This is a genomic window from Methylobacterium sp. J-088 (assembly GCF_022829295.1).
Lineage (GTDB): Bacteria > Pseudomonadota > Alphaproteobacteria > Rhizobiales > Beijerinckiaceae > Methylobacterium.
In genome coordinates this window covers 1-6,462 of record NZ_JAKSYH010000110.1, presented here as the reverse complement: position 1 = coordinate 6,462, position 6,462 = coordinate 1, and the positions used below count along the sequence as shown (strand labels likewise).

The following is a 6,462-nucleotide window of genomic DNA, read 5'->3' as shown; positions in this document are numbered from 1 at the left end:
GGTCAAGCTGGTGCGCGTGCTGATGCTCGGTCCGGTGGTGGTGGCCCTATCGCTGATCGCGCCGCGCCTGCCTGCGGAGGGGGCGACGGGCAAGGGCGCGCCGGGCCGGCTCGGCTTCTTCAAGCTGGTGCCGTGGTTCATCCTGGGCTTCCTGGCGTTCGCCACCCTGCGCTCGCTGGGTCTGATCCCGGATGGCTGGGTCTCGCCCCTGTCGCGGATCGCGGGCTTCCTGACGATCGTGTCGATGGCTGCTTTGGGCCTGGGCGTCGATGTCCGCGTACTGGCGCAGGTCGGCGGCAGGGTGACCTTGGCGGTAACCGCCTCGCTCCTGGTGCTCCTCGCCATCGCCGTGCTGCTCATCCGCGGCCTTGGGATCGGCTGAGCGCTGTCGAGCCGCAGACACTTTCGATAGAATGACAGATGCCTTGAGGGCTCAGATCCCTCCTCTGTGACGTGTCCGCTTCTGGGACGGCGCCACACTCGGCGGAATGGCCGGGATGGGCGCAAAGCCGAAGGTCCGCTTACGGGCAGAGCCTCAACTTCCCCAATCCGCCCTGAGCCACCGTCGCCGGTGGCCGGCAAAGCTTGGGGCCTTGCCGACCAGTAATCACATTCGCTTAAGATCAGGCTTCGGCCGCTGCGGCGGCGTTCGGGTGCAGCAAGGCCATCTCATCGCGCCGGCGCATCAGCAGTGGTAGGTCCGGCCAGTCACGCCACTGTAGGGTGAACTCGCCACCGGGCTTCGAGGCGACGACGACGGCTTCATACCAGCCGTCCTCCTCACCTTCGGTGATCAGCACCAAGCTGCCGATCGCGATGCCTGCCCAGCTGCGAGGATACCGAGGATCAACCGTGTTTGCCCCACCAGGGCAGCCCTCGTCGCCATCAGCGGGCTTCTCGGGGCTTTGTGCTGTCAACCTGATGGTCGTGGCGGTCGATCCGACAAGTCCACCGGCGAGGGCTTGTAAGCGCTCGTAGACCTCCTTAGCGACAAACGGCACGAACGCGCGGCCCGAGCTGAACACCCGCCCTTGAGGCAGATCAGCAGCGGCCGAGCGCTGAGCGTCGTCACACAGCACGAGTGCGCGGAAGCCGATGGTCGCGGCGGCCTTTGTGGCCAAGCTCACGTCGGGGGTGGGAAACCAGGCGGCGTGAGGCTTGCCGCCCTTGTCGGCACCGAACACGACAAGGGCTGGCGTCGGCTTGGCGAGCGGGCTCTCGGCCGGGGTCAGTGCGCCTTTGGCTTTCGTAGCAGTGGCTGCGGTCATGGCAGGCTCCAGAAATGCGAAGGGGGCCTCGGATGAGACCCCCTTGGGATGGTTGCGGAACGCTGAGGTTGAGGCGGAAAGCCGGGCGGTAGCGCTCGGCAGTTCGGCTTCAGCGTGTGTGGCGGGTGCCTCATGTCGACCCTCAATGAAGGCTACGAAGCAGCAGCCTGTCGACCTTTTAACAGATTTTATTCCTATTCGTCAAGGCGGGGCGATCGCAGGCGGGGGCCGACGCTGCTGGTCTTCGCTGCAATCGAGATACCCGCCGGATGTAAAATGACACCCGTTACTTAGAGAGTACGATGGTCGCGCCGTTCCGCGTGGAGAAGCCGCTTACTCTTTGCCAAGGTGCGGCGAGAGGCGCAGTTCAGGCCGCGCCCTGAACGAGGGATTCTAAGCCTAAATGACTGAGACGATCTCGAACCCGACTGCGGCTGCTCGCGATGGATCGCCGCCGGGCCAGCGTGCGAAGGCAATGGCCGCGGTGCTCACCGGAGTGGCACTCGCGACACTCGACACCGCCATCGCCAACACAGCCCTGCCCACCATCGCCGGCGATCTCGGAGTCGATCCGGGTGCCTCGGTCTGGATCGTGAACGCCTACCAGCTCGCGGTCGTGGCGACGTTGCTACCGATTGCGGCGCTCGGTGAGATCGTCGGGCAGAAGAAAATCTATGTCGTCGGCCTTCTCCTGTTCACTGCGGCGTCGCTCGTCTGCGCCCTGGCCTGGTCCCTACCAACACTTGTCGTCGCGCGCGTGCTCCAGGGGATCGGCGCAAGCGCGCTGATGGCGGTCAACATCGCGCTGATCCGATTCATCTACCCCGCGAACCAGCTCGGCCGCGGCGTCGGGCTCAACGCCTTCGTGGTCGGCGTCGGCTTCGCGATCGGCCCAACCGTGGCATCGTTGATCCTGCTGGCGGCGCCATGGCCCTGGTTGTTCGCCGTCAACGTGCCGATTGGCCTCGGCGCCCTCGCCTTGGCCTGGACTGCGCTGCCCGAGACCGGTCGTTCCGGCCACAGCTTCGACCTCCCCGGCGCACTGCTCAACGCCGCTGCGTTCGCGCTCCTGGTTCTAGGGTTGGGTGAAGCCGCACACGAGGGGCCGCTCTGGCGCATCCTCGTGGAGATTGCTGGGGCGCTCGCCTGCTTCGCCCTGCTCCTGCGTCGCCAAGCCGGACACCCGGCGCCGATGCTGGCCGCCGATCTCCTGAAGCGCCCGCTGTTCGCCCTGTCGGCTCTGACCGCGGTGTGCTCGTTTGCGGCACAGGGGCTAGCGTTCGTCTCACTACCCTTCCTGTTCCAGCACACGCTTGGCCGCTCGCAGGTCGAGACCGGCTTTCTGATGACCCCTTGGCCAGTGGTGGTCGCGCTGCTAGCCCCGGTGGCCGGACGCCTCTCGGATCGTTACGCTCCCGGCCTGCTCGGCGGGATCGGGCTCGCCGGGCTCGCGATCGGCATGGGGCTGCTCGCGCTGCTACCTGCCGATCCCAGCGTCACGAACATCATCTGGCGGATGGCGATCTGCGGGGCCGGATTCGGCTTCTTCCAGGCCCCGAACCTGCGCGCCATCATGACGAGCGCGCCGGCTGCTCGCTCGGGTGGGGCGAGCGGAATCGTGGCCACGGCGCGACTACTCGGTCAGACTCTAGGCGCCGCCCTCGTCGCGGCCTGCTTCGCGATCGCGGAGGCGCACGGGCCTGCAGTGGCGATGGGGCTCGGAGCGGCCTTTGCCGGGTTTGCCAGCTTGGTGAGCTTCACGCGCCTTGCCGTGGCGTCCTGAGGCCCCTTTCATCGCGTCACCTTCAGCCGATCGCTTCAGGCCCGCCGTCGCGCAGTTGGCTGCTTCGGCGTCGCCCTAACCCGGCGCTTCCCGTGTGCGGCAGTCTCTACAGTTTTGGTTGTACCAGAATTTGGCGCTCCCGGTCGAAGCTGTGGCCGAGAAGCGTGGGCGTCGAGAAAGCGCCGGCAGGCTTCGAAGTCTGTCTCAGCCGCCGGCGGGCAGTTGATGCCTTGCTGCTCAGCCAGGCTATGCGCGTACTTGAGCATCGCCGCGCTCGGAACTTTGCGATCGGTGAAGTGGTCGGTGTTACCCTCCTGGGGTGCACGCGGCCCGGCATGGGTGTCGAGGAAGGCCCGGCAGACGCTGATGCTGCTCTTGCAGCACCGCGGCAGCTTCACACCCTTCCGCTCGGCTAGGCTCGTTGCGAACGACACCATGGCCGGCGTCGGTGGTCGATTGTCGGCTTGTCCGGGTGGGATCAGGCTCGGGTCGAGGCTGACCACCGGCGAGTTCGCGATCGCGGCGATCAGCTCATCGAGGCGGGCACGTGTGCGTTGCCGAAAGGCGTTCGCGCGCTCGACAGCCTCGGCCCGCGTGGACGCGCGACCGATCTCGGCCAGCTCCGCCTCGAACAGGGCGCGCCCGACCGGGTCGCCGTAGGTCGGAAACACGCGCCGCACCGCCGTCATGAAGGCCAGCCCGACTTCTGTGACCTCGATGGCCGGATCCTTGCCGTTGGCCAGGGTGATGTACCGACTCTTCAGGGGCTTGGGCAGGATCGTATCGCGGGTGGCGGCCGTGCCGAGACCCTTGGGTTCGTTCGGATTGACCGGGTTCTCCAGGGCGCGCTTGGCCACCGGATCATCGACCTGATCGATCAGCCGGCCCATCACCACCGGCAACTCGCCGCGGGTGATCCGCCGCGGCGGCTCGGTCATCGCGGTGGCGACATCCGCGCCCGCGGCCGATGCACCCTCCCCGTCGTTCACGAGTGGCAGGCGTGCGGACGTGGCGTCGGCCTCGCGCTTGGCCTTGCCGGGCACGACGTCCGCTTCGAGTTCGGCCTCGCTGCCGTAGATCGCACGCCAGCCCGGGGCGCGGATGACGCTGCCTGAAACGGCAAACCGCTTCGCGCCCAGCGGCGCCCCGACCTCGGCCGCGACGGTCGTTCGGGCGTCGATGCCGTCGGGCAGGTGGGCGGCGAGAAAGGCCTTCGCGACGAGTTCCCACAATCGGAACTGGTCGGCCGAAAGCCGGCTGCGCTCCGGCACCTTGCGCAGGGGCACGATGGCGTGGTGCTCGCCTGGGTCCTTGACGTAGTGGCCCTTCACCCCGCGTCGGATCAGAGGCGCGTCGCCTGCCGGGACGACGTCGCGCACATCGGTCAGCACGGTCGCGATGGCGGTGACGATCGCGGCCGCATCACCCACCTGCCCGTCCGGCAGGTACTCGGACTCGGTGCGCGGGTAGCTGAAGTAGCCCTGATCGTACAGCTCCTGGGCGATCGCGGTCGTGTGCTGCGGATCCCAGCCGAACCGCTTGGCGCAGCGCCGCGCCAGGGTATCCTTCGAGAACAACCGAGGGGGTACGCGACGCACGTCCTTGTGCTCGACCGCCAGGGGACCCGACCAAAGCGCGGCGGCTGTTCGGATCGTCTCGGCGACCGCCGCGTCGAAAATCCGATCCTTGGGCGCATGCCACAGGGTCAGTGCGGCACCGGACTGAGTCCCAAGGTGCAGAGCGACCTTGAAGAAGTCCTGCGGCACAAAGGAGCGGATCCGCTCCTCCAGGTCAGCTAGGATTGCGAGGGTGGGCGTCTGCACACCCCCAAAGCGCCAGGGCTCCCGGAACGCAGGCGGGCGCAGGCGCAGCGAGATGGCTCGCGTGCCGTTTAGGCCAAGGTGGTAGTCCTCGAATTGGCGGCAGAGCGCTTCGAGGTAGGCGGCGTAGTCGCGCTCGCCGGAACCGGACTCTTTGACCAGGGCAGCGAAGGCGCGGCGGATCGAGACCTCGTCGAGCGCGCCCAGCTTGAGCCGGTCGACCCGGCCGCGCCAGCCGAGGTGCTCCAGCACCTCCCAGGCGATCATCGAGCCCTCTCGCCCCGGGTCGGTGGCGATAATCACGCGCTCGACGCCGCTCAGCGCTTGCCGGATGGCGGCGATCTTCGGTTCGTGCGATTGGCCAGATCGATTCGTGCCGCAGCTGACCGGGATCGTGGCGAGCTTGATAGGCAACGCGTCGAAGCGCCAGTGCTTCCACTCGGGCCGAATGCTGCCTGGTTCCTCAGCCGACAGCAGATGTCCCTCGGCGGCCACACAAACGGTATTCGGCGAGTGGAAAAAGCGCTGCAGCTGCCGCATCGCCGAGGGCTTCTCGAAGAAGAACAGCGTGCGGCCGGAACTCGAAGGTGACATCTCGCTGCCCAGGAACGCGCCCGCCGCGCCCGGCAGCAAGTTCCTATTTTGTTCCAAAGCGGACTGGCATGCAACCACGCAGGGCGTGGAGAGGCTACCGCCTCCATGTCCCCGCGCGAGAAGCACTATTTCAAATGCCTTGGCAGGCCACGCCGCGCACGCACACAACGGGTAACGCGGCATGTTCGGCGCCATCCTCCCGACATATGCGTTGAAAGGCTAACGACCGGTGATCGTCCTGCGGCCGCTCCCTGTCGCTGCAGGGCTGAGCTCCTGCGTCGGCTTCTATCGGAACTCACAATCTTTCTCGGGTTCGTACATCTCTGGATGATCGGCCCCCACGAGGTGGTCCAAGGGTAAAGTTAGTGCACGGTGGGCCGCTCCGCCGCGAGTAGCTTGGCCGGCGGAGCTGGTCGGGCGAGCGCAGCCGGCCAAGCGGAGAAGGCTGGCACGAACACCTCCGGGGCCGGCGGCCGGTATCCCAAAGAGGCATGCGGGCGCACGCCGTTGTAGTGACGTCGCCAGCTTTCGATGACGACCTGCGCTTCCCTGAGTGTGTAGAAGATCTCGCCGCTCATGCGTTCGTCGCGAAGCCGTGCGTCGAAGCTTTCGACGTAGCCGTTCTCCCACGGTCAGCCTGGCGTGATGTCGGCCTCCTTTGCTCCGACGCCGGTGACGCAAGCGTCGACGGCCTTCTCAACGAACCCCCGACCGACGCGACCGCCTAACCCCTCAGGGCGGCAAACGTCGTCATCGAAACCTGGCGAAGTCCCTCCGACGGCGTGCGCCACAATGCATCTTTGGGATACCGGCCGACGCCGCCGGAGCTGTTCGTGACGGCATGCTCCGCTTGGCCGGCTGCGCTCGCCCGACCAGCTCCGCCGGCCAAGCTAGTCGCGGCGGAGCGACCCACCGTGCACTCACTTTACCCTTGGACCACCTCGTGGGGGCCGATCACCAGGCGGCTCAGCATTTCCTCTAGCATAGTGAGCAGACC

At 67.0% G+C, this 6,462-nt stretch carries 4 protein-coding genes and 1 pseudogene; 2 read left to right on the top strand and 3 right to left on the bottom strand.

Translation table 11 applies throughout. The annotated features are described in order from the left end of the window. On the top strand, positions 1 to 382 hold a 382-nt coding region (locus MKK63_RS11920; protein WP_244001897.1), incomplete at its 5' end, for a putative sulfate exporter family transporter. A 241-nt stretch (positions 383 to 623) separates the two neighbouring features. Here MKK63_RS11920 and MKK63_RS11915 read toward each other — a convergent pair. Then, the gene (locus MKK63_RS11915) at positions 624 to 1,268 is read right to left on the bottom strand and encodes a hypothetical protein (protein ID WP_244001895.1); all 645 of its coding nucleotides are present in this window, start codon (positions 1,266 to 1,268) and stop codon (positions 624 to 626) included. Positions 1,269 to 1,671: 403 nt separating this feature from the next. Between MKK63_RS11915 and MKK63_RS11910 the strand changes: the two genes are divergently transcribed. Then, a complete protein-coding gene (locus tag MKK63_RS11910; RefSeq protein WP_244001893.1) occupies positions 1,672 to 3,051 on the top strand; it encodes an MFS transporter in 1,380 nt (459 codons plus the stop codon). 35 nt (positions 3,052 to 3,086) lie between these two features. On the opposite strand, the gene MKK63_RS11905 is transcribed toward MKK63_RS11910, so the two are convergent. Both MKK63_RS11905 and MKK63_RS11900 read right to left on the bottom strand, forming a co-directional pair. Beyond that, positions 3,087 to 5,465 (bottom strand): type IA DNA topoisomerase, encoded by a 2,379-nt coding sequence (locus MKK63_RS11905; RefSeq protein ID WP_244001899.1) that lies wholly within the window; start codon positions 5,463 to 5,465, stop codon positions 3,087 to 3,089. Between the two features lie 362 nt (positions 5,466 to 5,827). Then, positions 5,828 to 6,136, bottom strand: a pseudogene (locus MKK63_RS11900) (integrase core domain-containing protein); the annotation flags it as partial. Positions 6,137 to 6,462 lie beyond the last annotated feature (326 nt).